Raw genomic sequence first — 15833 nt, 5'->3', positions numbered from 1 at the left:
CCGCGCTCGCGCAGGCCCACCCTGACCGTGGCGTCAAGACCACCGTCGTGCGTACCACCCTCGAAGGGCTGGTCGCCAAGAGCCAGGCTCAGCGCACCAAGCAGGGCTCGTCCGTCTTCTACACCGCGGCAGACGTCTCGGAGCCTGTTGCCGTCGAGCCTCAGCAGGAAGCAGTGGCCGGCTGACCGCCCGCAGCAGCGCCCATCTCCTGCGCTCGTCGCGGCTACCGTGCACGCCCAAGGCTGAATGCCCGCAGCAGTGGCGTGCGGGCAAGAAGAGAGGGGCAGTGACCATGATGTGGCGAGTGCCCCTTTAAGTTGAAAAGAGTCTGTTACGGTCCGCGCCGGGAAGAAATTCCCCCTGGTCAACGCTTCCCGATCCGCCCGCACCGCGTCAAAGACAAGCCGCTGGACGCAGGCCGGAAGCCGTCTCGCCGTGAACGGGCGATGTGCAGGGGCAGGGTCTGGGGTGATCACGCGGTTCGTTGCGCGGTCCAGGTCCGGTGCTGGCGTGCGCACGGGAGGTTCCGCTTCGCCAGGCCCAACACCTGGGGCGCATGCTACGAATCCCACGGTCTGACCAGCGCACCCGCTTCTCCCACCTCCCGTCTCCACACACTTCGCGCTTCATCGCTCCGCAACAGCATCGAGGGCTCTCTCAACCGTGCGCATGGGGATGCGTTCCTGCTCCAGACGCAGGCGGGGTCGGTAGGTGCCGTTATGGAGGCTCTGCTCCAGCTTCGCCTCGTCATCACTGAGATACCGAGGGCTTGCCGATGTCTGAGATCTCTCCTCGCCCCAATGCTCCTGGTGAGGAGAGTGGTGGTATCCATGAGGAGCGATCGGGCGTGCGGGAAGCGAGCGCGTACCTGGCTGAGAATGGCGAAGCCGTGGGTGTCGATGTCACCCCAATAGTGGAGGTCGAGGTCGGCGAGCCACGGGAGGTGCCGCAGCTGTGTGGCGGCATATCCGGAGCCGAGGATGGCGATGGCGTCGGGCACGGGCGGTAGGGACAGATACCTGACTTCGTTTTCCAGGACGAAGACGGTGAAGACCCGTGCGGGGCGGGCCGGATCACGCACCGGCCCGTCCCGCACGCCCATTGCCCGGGCCCGACCAGAGCCGTGGTTCAGAGCCAGCCGCGGCGGCTGGCCTGGAGGCCGAGCTGGAACCGGGTCCGGGCGCCGAGCTCTCCTGCAGGCGGCCGTTGGCTGGAGTCTCTTCCCTTGCGGGTGATCCGAGGCGTGATGCCGCAGCCGCGCAACCAACGCCGCAGGTGGCCGTCGTCATAGTCCTCGTCGCCGTGGAGCTTGCACGGCCTGCGACACCGTCGGCCGCGCCGGGAGCAGATCGGCGATATGCCCTGCACGAGCGGGATCAGGGCCTGGCTATCGTGGACGTCGCGTGGATACGCAGCCGTAGCCGTCTTAAAGGGGCGCCGCCGTCACGCTGTGGCGCACAGCCCGGCCCTCGTCATCCAGAATCCAGCCCATGCGTTTGAAGTTCGCCAGCGTGAGTGAGCGGTCGACCAATGTGATCTCCGGGAACCTCTCGACCAGGTACTCCTCCAGTCGCCGGCTGTCCGGCACCGACCGCACCCAGCCGTTGACCACCAGGTTGTGCGCCGAGGAGATCGAGGCGCACATCCGAACCGACGGCACCCCGGACAGCGCCGCGCCCACTCTCGCCAACGCGGCCGAAGGGACGTTCATCCGGTAGGTGACGAACACCGGGTAGTTGGACCGCGAGTGCGCGATCTCGCACCGTGGCACCAGCACTCCGGTGTGTAGCAGCCGCGAGGTGCGCCGCCGTGCGGTGGACTCGCTCAGCCCCGTACGCTGCGCCAGTTCCTGGTACCCGAGCCGTCCGTCGCAGCCGAGCGCCAGCATCAGCGGGATGTCCTCGGGTGCGGGGGTGGGGTCGGACTCCTGGACTGCCAGGTTGTCGCGGCCATCGTGCATGACCTGCCGCTGGTCGCGGTCCAGCGCCCGCAGGTCCCAGCGGGACCCCTCTGTGAGCAGTTCGGTGACGATCTGGCTGCGGGTGGCCAGCACCCCGTCCAGGCGGCCGATCACCTCGGTGAGGAGCCGGGAGAGCGCTGCCAGGTCCGAGACCAGCACGTTGAGCAGCAGGTCCTGCCGCCCCGAGGTGTGTTCCACGCTGGCCACCTGTGGTTGCTCCACCAGCCCGGCCACCACCGAGGACAGCCGAGAGGGCATGCAGTCCACCTCGACGAACGCCACCACATGGTGCCGGGCGACGAAGTCGCCGCCGTACGCGGTCACCCAGGCCAGCCCGGCCTTCCTCAGCCGCTCCCAGCGCCGTGCGGCGGTGACCGGGCTGATGCCCAGCGCCCGGCCCACCAGCGCCCAGGAGGCCCGCGGCGTGGTCTGCAGCGCGGTGACGAGCGCAAGGTCCGTCTCGTCCACCCTGGCACCGGTCGCACCCCGGCTCCCCGAGCCGGAACCAAGCCGACAACGGCTCGATCCCGCCCTGACCGCGATGCTCACCGACCCAGCCCTGACCGGCATGTCACGCCCCGCCTTCGACCACCTCGTCGCCATCTCGGAACCGTACTGGGATGCCCTGGCCGAGGCGGCATTCCAACGACGCTTCCACCGCCCACGCAGCTACCTCCACCCGCAGACCAGCAGCCTCGACCACTACCACCGCCTACTGACCGCCCTGTTACGCCGCCGCAGGGCCGTCACCAGCACACTTCTGGCCCAGCTCCTGAATGTCGGCCGCACCAACCTGTCCAACCAGTTCCAAGACGGCCACCGCCTCCTGGACCTGCACCGCGTCGCGGTCAATCCGCTACCCGGGACCCCGGCCCGCACCCTCGCCCAACTGCAAGCACGCCTACCATCACGCGACGACACGTGCACAGATCAACTCTGACAGTTATTCAGACACAAGCCCCCAGCGTGCCGGAGTACTGCCTGGCCACCCCGGGCGAGGAGACTCCGTCCTTGGGGAAGCCGGTGTAGTTCGACAGCCAGACCAGGGCGACGATTGCAGCGAGGATGAGGACTGGGCCTTTGCGCATGAGGTTCTCCCGACGGCGGTGCGCTGGCTATGTAATGCGAGGCGCCCGCACCGTGGATGGGTGCGGGCGCCTGATGCGGCCTGGTCAGCGGTGGGCGCTGTAGGCGGGGTCCTTTGCCGCCGGCTTGCCCGTGGGCTGGGCGGGGCGGGCGAGTTTCTCGCCTTCGATGTCGACGTGCGGGAGGATCTTGTCGATCCACTTCGGCAGGGTCCAGGCGCGTCGGTCGAGGAGGGCCAGGACTGCGGGGACGATCGTCATGCGGACGACGAAGGCGTCGAAGAGGACCGCGATGGCGAGTCCGAAGCCGAGCGCCTTGATCATGGCTTCGTTGGCGCCGATGAAGCCGGCAAAGACGAACGTCATGATCAGTGCGGCGACGGTGACGACCCGGCCGCTGTGTTTGAAACCGTCGGTGATGGCCTGGCGGGGTTCAGCTCCGTGGACGTAGGCCTCGCGGATGCGGCTGACGAGGAAGACCTGGTAGTCCATGGCGAGACCGAAGACGATGCCGACGGTGAGGATCGGCATCAGGCTCATGATCGGTCCGGTGACTTGGAGCCCGAAGAGGTCCTTGAGCCAGCCCCACTGGAATACGGCGACAAGCGCGCCGAAGGAGGCGAGGACCGACAGCAGGAAGCCGAGGGCGGCCTTGAGCGGGACCAGGATGGAGCGGAAGACGAGGACGAGGATGAGGAACGCCAGGCCGACGACGAGCGCAAGGTAAGGGAAGATCGCGCTGGTGAACTTGGCGGAGACGTCGATGTTCAGGGCGGTGGTGCCGGTCACCAGAGCTTCGGCGCCGCCGGTGTTGTCCGGGTTGTGGGTGACTTCACGGATGTCGTGGGCGAGGTTCTTGGTGCTGTCGCTGGCCGGGGCGCTCGTGGGGATGACGGTGAGGATGGCCGTGTCGCCGTCCGGGTTGAAGGCGGCCGGGGTGACGGTCGCGACGCCCTCCATGCCCTTGATCTGATCGCCCAGCTCACCGGCCGCGGTCTTGGCCGTGGCCGGATTGTCGTCGCTCACGACGAGGGTGAGAGGGCCGTTGAAGCCGGGACCGAAGGAGTCGGCCAGCATGTCGTAGGCCTTGCGCTGGCTGGTGGAGGCCGGCTGCGATCCGTCGTCGGGCAGCCCGAGTTCCAGCTTGGTGGCGGGCAGGGCCACAACCACCAGACCGAGTACAGCGACGAGGAGAACCTTCAGCGGACGGCGCAGGATGAAGGCCGCCCACCGCTCGCTCAATGGCCGCTTGACGTGCGTCTCCTGCACGGCAGGTGACGTCTGCTGCTTGCGCGCGGCACGGCCGCGGGCACGCTCGGGTGCGAAGCCGAGCAGGGCCGGAACCAGGGTGATCGTGACCAGGACGGCGATGGTCACTGCACCGGCCGCGGCCAGGCCCATGGCCGTGAGGAGCGGCAGATTGACGACGGCGAGGCCGGCCAGGGCGATGACGACGGTCAGGCCGGCGAAGACCACGGCGGAGCCTGCGGTGCCGTTGGCACGGGCCGCTGCCTCCGGTGCGTCGTAACCGTCGGCGCGCTCCGAGCGGTAGCGGGAGACGATGAACAGCGCGTAGTCGATGCCGACCGCGATGCCGAGCATGGAGGCCAGCGCGGAGGTGCTGCTGTTGAGGTCAAGGGTGGCGGCCAGGGCGGTGACGGCGCTGGTGGTGATGCCGACGCCGATCAGAGCGGTCAGCAGCGGCATGCCGGCCGCGGCCAGCGACCCGAAGGTGATGACCAGGATGAGAGCGGCCAGAACGAAGCCGATGGCCTCGCTGGACATGCTGGCCTCGGCAGGAGCGAGCGCACTGCCGGACGCCTCCACGGTCAGGCCCTGGTCCCGGCCCTCTTCGAGGGCCTGATCGAGGCGGTCGTGGTCGGTGCCGGTCAGGTCACCGGGCTTGGCCTTGTAGGTGACCTGGGCGTAGCCGGTGGACTGGTCGACACTGATCGTCTTGGCCTGGAAGGGGTCGGTGACCTGGGCGATCTGCGACGACGACCCCTGCACGTCCTTCAGCAGCTGGGCGACTTCGGCCTGGTGGGACCTGCTGGTGAGTTTCTCTCCGTCCGGTGCCTGGATGACGATGCGGGCGCTGGCGCCTTCGGCATTGGCCGCGGGGAACTTCTTGCCGAGCAGGTCGAACGCCTTCTGCGCCTCGGTGCCGGGCAGGGTGATGCTCGAGTTGGCGCTGCCGCTGCTGCCCGCCGCCGCGGCGCCCACGGCGCCGAGCAGGACGACCCAGAGCAGCAGGACCAGCCAGCGGCGCTTGAAGGCGCCGCGGCCGACCCGGTGCAGGAACGTGGCCATGAGAAAGAGACTCCGAACGTGAGAAGGAGAGATGAGCAGAGGAAGAACCCCAACACCGGCCGGTGATGGGGCGGGGACCATCGGGCCGCTCGCCCAGGTCCCCGCCCTGCGCGCCGGGCGCCGTCCCCACAGGCCGCGGCGCGCGCTCCGGCCGCCGAGTCCGTGTCGAGGGCCGAAGACGTTGGACGGGCGCCGGGCCTCGGGGGCCGGGCCCAGCGCCGTGCTTCTATCCTCAGCCCCCGCCCTGGCCTGCGACGTCAGCCCCAAGCAGGGTCTGTGACACGTCCTGTCGGCCGATCGGCCGACAGCCTTCGACCAGTTCGGGTTCTTACGCTGACAGGTGTGGACTCAACACTTCCGTTTTCGACGGGGACGCGACGCCTCATCTCCGTGGCCGCGCTCGTCGTACTGACCCTGACCTGGTTCGCCGACTTCGCGGTGCTCTTCTTGCAGCACCCGTCAGATGCGACAGCCTCGAGCACAGCCGTCACCAGCTGGATCCCCGTGTTTATCACCGGACCACTGGCCGCCGTGGCACTCCCGGACAACCGCTGGATGCCCTCCCTCACCCAGCGCGCCGTGCTGGTGGCAGCCATGTCCATCGCCCTCAGCTGCGTCTGCCTCTTCGCCCCGCAGTACTGGCCCGGCTGGGGATTCCTGGAGACCCTGGCCCTACTGCTCCTGGTCATCCGGGTGCTCGCCCAGATCCAGCCCGCCAGCACAGCGGCCTGGACCATCGCCCCGCTCATCGTGGCGATCTTGCTGCTGCCGCTGCGCGACCGCACCAAGGACACCTTCGTCGCAGGCACATACGTCCTGACCATGGTGCTCGCCGTCTGCGTGATCCTCGGCTCCGCCCTGCGTGCGCAGGAGGCCCGCCGACAACGCGCCGTGCACGACGTACGCCAAGCCGAGCGGCTCGCGCTCGCCCGCGACCTGCACGACCTGGTCGCCCACCACATGACCGGCATCATCGTGCAGGCCAACGCGGCCCGCACCATCCACGCCACCGCTCCCGAGAAGGTCGAACCGATCCTGGAATCGATCGCCCAGGCCGGCACCGAAACCCTCGAGTCCATGCGCCGTCTCGTCCGGGTCCTGCGTGAGGACAACCACGCCGCCCTACGGCCGGGCGACCTCCTGGCCGAACTTGGCGAACTGACCGCCGACTTCACCCGCCACAACCCCGACAGCCCACCCATCCGCCTGGAGGTCAGCGCGGCCGCCCGCAGCACACGCTTCAGCCCCGAGGTCGAGACCTCCGTCTACCGGGTGGTACAGGAAGCCCTCACCAACATCCACCGTCACGCACCCGGACAACGCGCGACGGTCCGCATGGACGCCGACCCCGACTGGCTTCACGTCACCGTCACCAACACCACCGCCCAGCACCAGCCCGCCAACCCCGCCGGAGGACGCGGCGGCCTCGGCCTCATCGGCCTGCAAGAACGCATCGAGGCGCTCGACGGAACCTTCCAGGCAGGCCCCGCCGGCCCCGGCCTGTGGCACGTCACCGCACGGCTGCCCCGCCACCCGGCCCATGCCGTCAACTGAACGGCGTCCACGGGCCGCCCGCGGTCACGGCCGGGACGTGACCAGACCGCACTCCCAGGCCCACGCCGCCACCTCGACCCGGTTACGGACCCCCAGCTTGGTCTGGATCCGGCCCAGGTACGTCTTCACCGACGACAGCGACAGGAACAGCTCCTCGCAGATCTCCTGATTGGTGCGCCCGATCGCCACCAGCCGCACGATCTCCACCTCACGGCCGCTGAGCCCCGCCGCACCCACCTCGGCGCGCCCGCCGTCCCCCGCCGGCCCGTGGCCGAACTGACGCAGGAGGCGAACCGTCACCGCGGGCGACACCAGCGCGTCCCCCCGTGAGGCGGCTCGCACCGCCTCCACGAGCAGCGCGGGCGTAGCGTCCTTGAGCAGGAAGCCGCACGCACCAAAGCGCAGCGCATCGCGTACGTAGTCGTCCTGGTCGAACGTCGTGATCACCACGATGTTCAGTCGTGATTCGGCTTGCTCCGCGGCGAGCGTGCGGGTGACCTCCAGACCGTCCATGCGCGGCATCCGCACATCGACCAGCACCACATGCGGGCGCAGCCGCCGTGCCAGATCAATGCACTCGACACCGTCACCGGCCACGCCCACCACCCGGATTCCCGGCTGGGCATCCAGAATCATCTCGAACCCGGCGCGCACCAGCTCCTGGTCGTCTGCGATCACCACGTCGATCAAGCTCTCAGCCACAACCGGTTCCTATCACAGACCCCCGCTACCACGGGTGGACGGGATCCGGGGCGAGCCCTCTCTCAAATACGGTCTGCCAGGTCCTGATGCCTGGTGCGCGGAGGGCAGAGCCACGAGGGTGGCACTGTTGCGCAGGACGTCGTTTTCGAGGGTGAGCTGGCGGATGGCCAGAGGCCCGGGGCGAGCATGGATCAGGAGTGGTCGATCTTCTTTTCCCGCATCAGCTTCTCCAGCTCTGTGTCCGACAGTGGGTGCAGCGTGTTCAGGAGATGGCGTAGCCCGGCTTCGTCCAGGGTCTGGCTGGTGACCTCGACCTCCGCGTTCCGGTGGCGGCGTATGAGGGTGACGGCGCGGCCTCCGCCGGGGAAGTCGCGGACCATGAGCATCTCGCCGTGCGCATCTACTGTGCAGGCCACGCCCTTCTCCGCGAGCTCGGCGCATCGGGGTGCCGGCGTGAGCGGCGGGCGCACCGTGAGGCCCACGTACCCCAACTCGTACCCCTCCCGGACGGAGCGGTAGTCGACGCCGAAGGAAGCACGGCCGACCTCGGCATGGGATACCTGCATGCCCGGCGGCGCAGCGCCCAGGTACAGCAGCTCCGGATGCTCCCGGTACCGCGCGACCTCCGCCTCGTCCTGGCGCTGGTGCGCCTGCGCCGGGCCGATGAAGCCCCCATAGGCCACCCCGGCCGCCAGTACGGCCAGCGTGCCGAGCCGCACCCACCGGCTCGGCACGAAGAACGCCGCGGCCACGGCGTACGGCACCCCTGTCAGCAAGATCCGGGTACTGGCACTCCCCAGGACAACGTTTTCGCCGTAGGCGGCCAGACCAGCCAGGATGCCGAGCGTACCGAGGACGAAGACCAATACCGCCCAGCCCAGCCGCTGCGGCACGGAGCCGCACAGCGGCACCACGGTCCGCACCGGCACGCCCGCCGTGGCCAGCACGCCCACCATCAACGGCACACCCAACGCGAAGATCGGCACCGTCGCACCGGCCCCACCACCCCAGGCCGTTACCACCAGCCCGAAACCGAGCGCCGGCACCACGGCCGCCATCGTCGCCCAGACCAGGAAGAGATGCAGGGCCGTCAGCGCCCCTCTGCCACTCGCCATATCGCGGAGCCTGTCAGCTGGCGTCCTGGCGCACATGAGTACTCATACTCAGCATCGAACCCCGCCGCCTGGGTCGGGCCGCGGGTTCCACAGGCGTAGGACGGCTACCGCAGCGAGACCATGTGTGCTCAACCATCGGTGAGAAAGGCGCCTGTCACCAGCCTTCGCTGAGAGTCACTCAAGCTTCGTTGCGAGAGGACACGACAGAGGGATTCGCTGGAACGGTCAGGGCAGTGGGATGCCGGCGCCCGGGGCCATGGGCGGGGGTGGCGACGGGAGGGAATCTCATGACGGCTCCTGAAGGCAGAGCGAAGGGTGATCGCGCCCTCGAGGCTCCACATGGCCTATCAGAATAGAACGCGATCAAACTGTGCCGCCCATGAGAACTGTTCGATTGGTCGAACGTCAAGCGTTTTGGCGCATCTTTCTCGGTGGGTGGGCGGCGCGGGAGATCGGATGGATCGACTCCGTTTCGTCGTACGGCCATCCGACCTGGTCGGTTACCTCCAGAGAAAGCGCTTTCATCAAATGACTTTGATTTCCAGTGAGTTGGCGACTCGGTGGGCAGAAGTCCAAGGTCGCTCGACATTCCTCCATGGCGTCACCTGAGTCGCAGGGATACAACTCAACGGGGTCAAGCTCCGATGATTCGTAGCCCGACCCGGGGTGCGGATGGTGTTGTCCGTGCCTCCAGTAATCCACCACAACCGAACATTACAGTCGGTGCCTTTCGGAACGATCACGCACTCCCCATCCACCTCGGAGTCGACATGACCTGGACAAGCAAGTGGAGGCCGGCGTTGCTCGCCGCGCTCCTGGCACTGCTCCTCGGTGCTGTGACGGGCTGGGGCGCACCGCGCGCCCATGCGGCCACCAGTACGGCCGTCACCGTCGACGGCACGCAGCCCGGCCGCACCTTCGACGGCATCGGCGCGATCAGCGGTGGCGGCGGGAACTCACGGCTGCTGATCGACTATCCCGAGCCCCAGCGCAGCCGGATCCTCGACTACCTCTTCAAGCCCGGCTACGGCGCGTCCCTGCAGTTCCTGAAGCTGGAAGTAGGCGGCGACACCAACTCCACCGACGGCGCCGAGGCCAGCCATATGCACACCCGCGACAAGGTGGACTGTAATAGCGGCTACGAGTGGTGGCTCGCCGAGCAGGCGAAGGCGCGCAACCCCCACATCAAGCTGCAGGCGCTCTCCTGGGGAGCGCCGGGATGGATCGGCAACGGGAACTTCTGGTCGCAGGACATGATCGACTACCTGATGTCCTGGTTCGGCTGCGCCAAGCAGCACGGGCTGACCGTCGACTACGTGGGCGGCTGGAACGAGCGGGGCTGGAACGTCGACTGGTTCAAGAAGCTCAAGTCGACGCTCTTGGCGAAGGGTTACCGCACCAAGGTCGTCGCGGCCGAGAGCTTCGGCTGGGACGTCGCCGACGCGATGGCCATGGACAGCGAGTTCAAGGACGCCGTCGACGTCATCGGGTCGCACTACCCCTGCGGCTACCAGAGCTCCTTCACCTCCTGCCCCTCCAGCGATGTGGCCCAGTCCATGGACAAACCGCTGTGGGCCAGCGAGAACGGGTCCCTCGACACCGACGGCGGAGCCAAGGCCGTGGCCCGGGGCATCAACCGCGACTACATCGACGGAAGGATGACCGCGTTCGTCAACTGGCCGGTGATCGCCGCGCTCTACCCGAACCTCTCCTTCTCCACGGACGGCATGTCGATCGCCAACCAGCCCTGGTCCGGCGCATACCACATCGGCGCGACGACCTGGGTGACCGCGCAGACCGCGCAGTTCACCCGTCCCGGCTGGAGCTATATCGACTCGGCGAGCGGCTATCTGGGCGGTGACCGCTCCAACGGCAGCTACGTGACGCTGAAGTCGCCCGGCGGCTCCGACTACTCCACGGTCATCGAAACGATGGACGCCACCGCGGACCAGACGGTGAACCTCACCGTCCGGGGCGGTCTTTCGACCGGAACGGTTCATGTCTGGTCCACGGATGTCGCCTCGGCCGGTACGGACGACGACTTCGTGCAGGGCGCGGACATCACGCCCTCGGACGGCTCGTACTCACTGATCCTCAAGCCCGGCCACATCTACACCCTCACGACCACCACCGGCCAGGGCAAGGGCACCGCGACCTCCCCGGCCAAGGCCGCGCTGCAGCTGCCGTACTCCGACGACTTCGACAAGCCGGCCGCCTCCAAGAGCCCCCGGTACTTCACCGACATGAACGGCGCCTTCGAGACCACGGCGTGCGGCGGCGGCCGTCCCGGGGCGTGTCTGCGTCAGATGGCGCCGACCAGCCCAATCCGGTGGACGGACGAACCCTACAACGCGCCGTACTCGATCATGGGCGACGGATCCTGGACCAACTACACCGTCACCGCGGACACCCTGCTCAGCGAGAAGGGCACGGTGGAACTCCTCGGCCGGGTCGGTCAGCAGGGCCGCAACAACAACGGCCTGAACGCGTACCACTTCCGCGTGAGCAACAACGGCGCCTGGTCGATCGACAAGAGCGACACCACGTGGAAGTTCACCCGGCTCGCCGGGGGGCGGACGAACACCCTCGGCCCGAACAAGTGGCACACCCTCGCCTTCACCTTGCAGGACACCAAGCTGACCGCCTCCGTCGACGGCAAAGAGCTCGGCAGCGTCACCGACTACTCCCTGAGCAGCGGCCAGGCCGGGCTCGGAGTGACGGGCTATCAGACCCAGCAGTTCGACAACTTCGCCCTCACCCCGGGCGCACTCTCGCCACAGCACGTCGGCCCCGTCGCCTCGGGCCTGACCGGCACCTGCCTCGAAGCGGAGAACGGCTCCTACGCCGACGGCACCCGGGCCCTGGCGGGCGACTGCGACGGCAGCGCCGGGCAGCAGTGGTGGTGGGGCAACGGACAGCTACGCCTTGGCAGTTCGACCGGCAAGTGCCTGGACGTCACCGGTGCGGGCACCGACAACGGCTCCCCGGTCGAACTGTGGGAGTGCAACGGCGGCGGCAACCAACAGTGGGTGCCCCAGGCCGACGGCACGCTCCAGGGCCAGCAGTCCGGGCGGTGCCTCGCGGTGCCCGGATCCGACGTGACGCAGCAACTGGTGATCCAGGACTGCGACGGCACCAAGGCGTATCAGCGCTGGACGCTGCCGTAGCTGGGCCGGGCGCGCGAACCCGTACCTGCGCCTGACCCGATCGACGTGGTGCGACGACGGCATGCACGGTCCCGCCGTCGTCCCACCACGCCTCACTCGTCGCCGAACCACGAATCAGAGGAGGAAACCATGAACGACACCATGAACGGCGTGAGACGCCGGGGCGTGCTCGCCGCCGGGCTGGCCGGCGCGGGCGCCGCGCTGATGCCCGTCGGGTGGGCCGCCGCCGCGCCGAACGCCGGGACGGGGGCTGGGCAGGGCGGGCGTCGGGTGCTGAACTTCAACACCGGCTGGGCCTTCTGGCGGGACGATGCCTCCGGCGCCCAGCAGCCCGGATTCGACGACGCGCAGTGGGCCGCGGTGTCGCTCCCGCACACAATGCGGCTGGAGCGCAAACACCCCTCGGTGTACGACGTGTTCGCGGGAATCGGCTGGTACCGGCGGTACTTCCGCCTCGATCCGCAGGACGAAGGCCGGCGGCTGACCGTGGTCTTCGACGGCGTCCAGACCGACTGCGTCGTCTACCTGAACGGCGAGAAGGTCGCTGAGCACCAGGGCGGCTACATGGGCTTTGTCGTGGACATCACCGGCAAGGTCCGCTTCGGCGGCGACAACGTCCTCGCCATCCGCGTGTCGAACCTCGACGACCCGCTCACCCCGCCCGGCAAACCCCGCAACCAGCTCGGCTTCCTCACCTTCGGCGGGATCTACCGAGGCGTCACGCTCCGGGTGACGGACTCGGTGCACATCTCCGACCCGCTGCAGGAGGACCTGGTCGCCGGGGGCGGCGTCTTCGTCACGTACCCGAAAGCGACCAAGCTCCGGGCGACAGCCCAGGTCAAGACGCATGTGGTGAACGAGGCGGCCGACGCCGCCCGGATCAGACTCTCCATGGTCCTGTACGACGCCCAGGGCACGGCCGTCGCACAGACCACGGAAACCGGCACGGTCTCAGGGAAGGGCGGCCGCGCGTTCACCCAGGTGTTGAGCGTGGCCCGGCCGCACCTGTGGCATCCCGACTCCCCGTACCTGTACCGGCTGGTCAGCCAGGTCTTCGTCGGCGACCGCCTCGTCGACACGGTCACCACACGGACCGGCGTACGGCGGATCGACTTCAAGGCGGACGGGTTTTATCTCAACGACGAGCGGCTGTACCTGCGCGGTGCCAACTGCCACCAGAACTACGCCTACATCGGCGACGCCGCCCCGGCCTCGCTGAAGTACCGCGAGGCGCTGCGCCTGAAGCTCGGCGGATTCAACGCCGTACGGACAGCGCACTACCCGCACGACCCCGCCTTCCTCGACGCCTGCGACGAACTCGGCCTCCTCGTCGTGGCCTGCGAGCCGGGCTGGCAGTACTGGAACGGCGACCAGACCTTCGTCTCCCGCACCTACCGCGACATCGCCACAATGATCCGGCGCGACCGCAACCGTCCTTCGGTGATCCTTTGGGAGACCTCCCTCAACGAGACCGCCTACCCACGGTGGTGGGCCAAGGAGGCCGACTCCGTCGCGCACGCCGAGATGCCGGGCGATCAGATGTTCACTTCCGCCGACTACGGGATCTGGGGCGGCGAGTACGACGTCGACTACAAGGTCGTCAACACCGACGGCTCGGATCCCGCGCTCAACGTGCCCTTCCTCACCCGCGAATGGGGCGACTGGGAAGACCCCAGCCGCACCGACCGGGCGTCCGGCGAGAGCGCGATGGTGGACCAAGTCATCACCCGCCAGCGCTACTTGAATGGCGACGGCTATTGGGACTGGGGCGGCCTCGACGCCAACAGCCGGATCGGCGGCTATTTTCTGTGGGTTTTCGAGGACTACGGCACCAACGACACCTACCAGAAGTCCGGCGCCGTCGATATCGACCGGTACCCCAAGCACTGTTATCACTGGCTCAAGTCCATGCAGCCGGCCACGAACCCGAACCACGGTGGACCGATGGTCTTCGTCGCCAGTGCGCACACCGCCGACTCCGAGAAGAAGGTGCGGGTCTTCAGTAATACCGACCGGGTCCGGCTGTATCAGAACGGTCGGCTCGTCGGCGAACAGACCCGCGCCGACAATGCCGCGACCGCACCGAACGTGGCGGCCAAGGGTGGCAGTCCGTACTACACGTTCACCCTGCCGCAGTTCGCCGCCGGAGAACTCAGCGCCGAGGGATACTTGGGCGACGTACTCGCCGCTACCCACCACGTCAACACCCCTGGCGCAGCACAGCGCTTGGAGGTCGTCGCCGACGACGCGGGTGGCCGGGCCACGCTTATCGACCTGCTGGCCTTTGCCCTGGGCGACAGCTCGCAGGACGGGAAGAAGGCGGCACGCAAGCTGCTGGAACGGGTCAAACCTGGACAGACGGAGAAGCTCGTCGATCTGGCCGGTGCGCAGCGCGGCCGCACCCTGTCGGCGAAGGAGGCCGCGGGCCTGCGCATGGCCGCCGGACTGCTCGACCGGATCCGGCCCGTCGCCGACGGCTCCGACCTGATCCCCGTGTACATCAAGGTCGTCGACGCCGACGGCACCCTCGTCACCGACTCCTCCGCCACCCTCGCCATCGAGGTGACCGGAACCGGCACGCTGATCGGCGAGAACATTCCCCGGATCGCGGCCCAGACGCAGAAAGCCCAGGGCGGCATCGGCTACGCCCTGATCGCCACCGGCACCGCAGCCGGCTCCCTCACCCTCACCGCGACCTCGACCGGCCTCGACAGCGGCCAGTACACCATGCGAACCGAGCCGTACACCGGCACCCATGTCGCCGACGGCACCCACCCCACCTGGAAGAACATCTCCACTCTGGAGAGCCAAGGCGCCCAGAACCTGGCCCTGTTCAAGGAGGCGACTGCCTCCACCGCCCAGTCAGGACACGCACCGGCCGACGCGGTGGACGACGCGGCGGAGTCCAAGTGGGTCGGGGACGGGCCCGACCCGGCCTGGTGGCAGGTCGACCTCGGTGCGTCGGCCGAGCTCGAGCAGTTCCAGATCCTGTGGGAGACCGACGAGACCGCGTACCAGTACCGGATCCTGACGTCCGACGACAGCGCGACCTGGACGACGACCGTCGATGCACACGACAACACCACGGCGGTCACCACAGCCGTCCACCAGGTGCAGGTGACGACACGGTATGTACGCATCGACATCCTCGGCGCCGGTGACTGGTGGCCGTCCATCCGCGAGTTCCGCGCGGTCCCGCCCGGCGGCAGCGGTGGCGTCCCCCCGACCGACCCGGGGCCGAAGATCGCCCGCGACCGGATCGGGACGGTCACCGCGTCCAACGCCGCCACCGGCTTCGAACCCGACAAGGCTTTCGACGGCGACATCACCTTCGGTACCGGCTGGAGCGCCGCCTCCCCGGCGCTCCCCCAGACACTCACCGCGGAACTGACCGCCGCCCACGACCTCGCCGGAGTGCGCATCCACTGGGGCAAGGACAGCAGCTGGTACACCTTCGACCTGCAGACCTCGACGGACGGCAGCACCTGGGACACGGCACTCTCCGGCCTGACCCGAAGCGGCCAGTACACCCTCCCGGAGCTCTTCACAGCACCGAACGTGCGCCAGATACGCATCATGGTCACCCAGGTCAGCGGCGGGGGCGCGCAGAGCGTCGCGGGGATCGCGGAGGTGATCCTTTACGGGGAGCCGGCCTGAGAAGAGCCCGGCTCCACCGGCGCGGAGGACTGGGTGACCGGGACGACGCCGGCGAGTTGGCGTAAAAGGGCTTGTGCATGACGGAGGGTATCGGCCGGGTCGGGTTGCCTGGAGCGCAAGGTGCCTCCGGGCAACCGACTTGAGGCTCTAGTGGCTCGTCACACAGCCTTGGCCGGGTAATCGATGTGACTGAACATTTCACGTGGCGGGTGAGCGTGGCGGTTGGCGGGTTGGGTTCCCGGACATCAGAAGTGGCAGTCTGCCGGAACCGGCCCTGGTCATG

9 protein-coding genes and 3 pseudogenes are annotated in these 15833 nt (G+C 68.3%); 5 read left to right on the top strand and 7 right to left on the bottom strand.

Translation table 11 applies throughout. The annotated features are described in order from the left end of the window. Nucleotides 1-185: pseudogene (locus ACNPQM_RS37815) on the top strand (hypothetical protein); the annotation flags it as partial. Nucleotides 186-626: 441 nt separating this feature from the next. Here ACNPQM_RS37815 and ACNPQM_RS37810 read toward each other — a convergent pair. The 3 genes and pseudogenes from ACNPQM_RS37810 to ACNPQM_RS37800 form a co-directional block, all read right to left on the bottom strand. Further along, nucleotides 627-1102: pseudogene (locus ACNPQM_RS37810) on the bottom strand (Wadjet anti-phage system protein JetD domain-containing protein). A gap of 104 nt (nucleotides 1103-1206) precedes the next feature. After that, nucleotides 1207-1398 (bottom strand): annotated as a pseudogene (locus ACNPQM_RS37805) (IS5/IS1182 family transposase); the annotation flags it as partial. Nucleotides 1399-1426: 28 nt separating this feature from the next. Continuing rightward, the gene (locus tag ACNPQM_RS37800; protein ID WP_418087509.1) at nucleotides 1427-2428 is read right to left on the bottom strand and encodes an Lrp/AsnC family transcriptional regulator; all 1002 of its coding nucleotides are present in this window, start codon (nucleotides 2426-2428) and stop codon (nucleotides 1427-1429) included. Nucleotides 2429-2501: 73 nt separating this feature from the next. On the opposite strand from ACNPQM_RS37800, the gene ACNPQM_RS37795 reads away from it, so the two are divergent. Then, nucleotides 2502-2900 carry a hypothetical protein gene (locus ACNPQM_RS37795; protein ID WP_418087508.1) on the top strand — a complete coding sequence of 133 codons (399 nt, stop codon included), beginning with the start codon at nucleotides 2502-2504 and terminating at the stop codon, nucleotides 2898-2900. Nucleotides 2901-2907: 7 nt separating this feature from the next. Here the strand turns inward: ACNPQM_RS37795 and ACNPQM_RS37790 are convergent, their stop codons facing one another. Both ACNPQM_RS37790 and ACNPQM_RS37785 read right to left on the bottom strand, forming a co-directional pair. Further along, nucleotides 2908-3048, bottom strand: a complete 141-nt coding sequence (locus tag ACNPQM_RS37790) for a hypothetical protein (RefSeq protein WP_418087507.1) — start codon at nucleotides 3046-3048, stop codon at nucleotides 2908-2910. Between the two features lie 84 nt (nucleotides 3049-3132). Continuing rightward, nucleotides 3133-5355, bottom strand: a complete 2223-nt coding sequence (locus ACNPQM_RS37785; protein WP_418087506.1) for an MMPL family transporter — start codon at nucleotides 5353-5355, stop codon at nucleotides 3133-3135. A 342-nt stretch (nucleotides 5356-5697) separates the two neighbouring features. On the opposite strand from ACNPQM_RS37785, the gene ACNPQM_RS37780 reads away from it, so the two are divergent. After that, complete coding sequence (locus ACNPQM_RS37780; protein WP_418087505.1) at nucleotides 5698-6909, top strand: sensor histidine kinase; 1212 nt, start codon at nucleotides 5698-5700, stop codon at nucleotides 6907-6909. Between the two features lie 24 nt (nucleotides 6910-6933). Here the strand turns inward: ACNPQM_RS37780 and ACNPQM_RS37775 are convergent, their stop codons facing one another. Together ACNPQM_RS37775 and ACNPQM_RS37770 are read right to left on the bottom strand one after the other, a co-directional pair. Continuing rightward, complete coding sequence (locus tag ACNPQM_RS37775) at nucleotides 6934-7611, bottom strand: response regulator (RefSeq protein WP_418087504.1); 678 nt, start codon at nucleotides 7609-7611, stop codon at nucleotides 6934-6936. A gap of 191 nt (nucleotides 7612-7802) precedes the next feature. After that, complete coding sequence (locus ACNPQM_RS37770) at nucleotides 7803-8726, bottom strand: hypothetical protein (protein WP_418087503.1); 924 nt, start codon at nucleotides 8724-8726, stop codon at nucleotides 7803-7805. Nucleotides 8727-9496: 770 nt separating this feature from the next. On the opposite strand from ACNPQM_RS37770, the gene ACNPQM_RS37765 reads away from it, so the two are divergent. Together ACNPQM_RS37765 and ACNPQM_RS37760 are read left to right on the top strand one after the other, a co-directional pair. Further along, nucleotides 9497-11893, top strand: a complete 2397-nt coding sequence (locus ACNPQM_RS37765) for a ricin-type beta-trefoil lectin domain protein (protein WP_418087502.1) — start codon at nucleotides 9497-9499, stop codon at nucleotides 11891-11893. Between the two features lie 129 nt (nucleotides 11894-12022). After that, entirely contained in the window at nucleotides 12023-15550 is a 3528-nt protein-coding gene (locus ACNPQM_RS37760) for a discoidin domain-containing protein (RefSeq protein WP_418087501.1), read from the top strand. The last annotated feature ends 283 nt before the right edge of the window (nucleotides 15551-15833 follow it).

It is taken from the genome of Streptomyces sp. NPDC056231, assembly GCF_048270745.1.
Lineage (GTDB): Bacteria > Actinomycetota > Actinomycetes > Streptomycetales > Streptomycetaceae > Streptomyces.
This window is presented reverse-complemented; position numbering and strand designations above follow the sequence as displayed.

Excerpts from the sequence above, each read along its gene's own strand:
- ACNPQM_RS37795 (WP_418087508.1), top strand. The coding sequence starts at position 2,502 with ATGCTCACCGACCCAGCCCTGACCGGCATGTCACGCCCCGCCTTCGAC.
- ACNPQM_RS37790 (WP_418087507.1), bottom strand. The coding sequence starts at position 3,048 with ATGCGCAAAGGCCCAGTCCTCATCCTCGCTGCAATCGTCGCCCTGGTC.
- ACNPQM_RS37785 (WP_418087506.1), bottom strand. The coding sequence starts at position 5,355 with ATGGCCACGTTCCTGCACCGGGTCGGCCGCGGCGCCTTCAAGCGCCGC.
- ACNPQM_RS37770 (WP_418087503.1), bottom strand. The coding sequence starts at position 8,726 with ATGGCGAGTGGCAGAGGGGCGCTGACGGCCCTGCATCTCTTCCTGGTC.
- ACNPQM_RS37765 (WP_418087502.1), top strand. The coding sequence starts at position 9,497 with ATGACCTGGACAAGCAAGTGGAGGCCGGCGTTGCTCGCCGCGCTCCTG.
- ACNPQM_RS37760 (WP_418087501.1), top strand. The coding sequence starts at position 12,023 with ATGAACGACACCATGAACGGCGTGAGACGCCGGGGCGTGCTCGCCGCC.